Here is a 381-nt window from a genome sequence, read left to right as displayed (position 1 = left end):
GTATAGAGCGGCTCGCCAAAGTAATCGATATTGGAGACATCTTCCGTTTCTTTCGGCGTGGCCGTCAGTCCGATCTGCGCCGCGCTGGAAAAGTAGGTAAGGATGTCGCGCCAGGCCGAGTCCTCCGCAGCACTGCCGCGGTGGCACTCGTCCACAACGATGAGATCGAAGAAGTCCGGGCTGAACTGCTTGTAGATGTTGCGCTCTTCGTCCGAACCGGTCACGGCCTGGTAAAGCGAGAGATAGATTTCGTAGCTTTTGTCTACCTGCTTGGTGCTTTTGCTCACCGCAGTGATGATGTTGTCCACCGCTGGTTGACCTGCAGCATCGATGCGTTCCACACCCTTGGCATTGGGGCTGAGTTTGGCCATGGCTCCCTTG

At 56.4% G+C, this 381-nt stretch carries 1 pseudogene; it reads right to left on the bottom strand.

Annotated elements, in window-relative coordinates:
* Nucleotides 1-293: pseudogene (locus GVL12_RS26020) on the bottom strand (DEAD/DEAH box helicase family protein); the annotation flags it as partial.
* Nucleotides 294-381 lie beyond the last annotated feature (88 nt).

The sequence above is a fragment of the Pantoea sp. 18069 genome (genome assembly GCF_902706035.1).
Classification (GTDB): domain Bacteria; phylum Pseudomonadota; class Gammaproteobacteria; order Burkholderiales; family Burkholderiaceae_C; genus Comamonas.
This window is presented reverse-complemented; position numbering and strand designations above follow the sequence as displayed.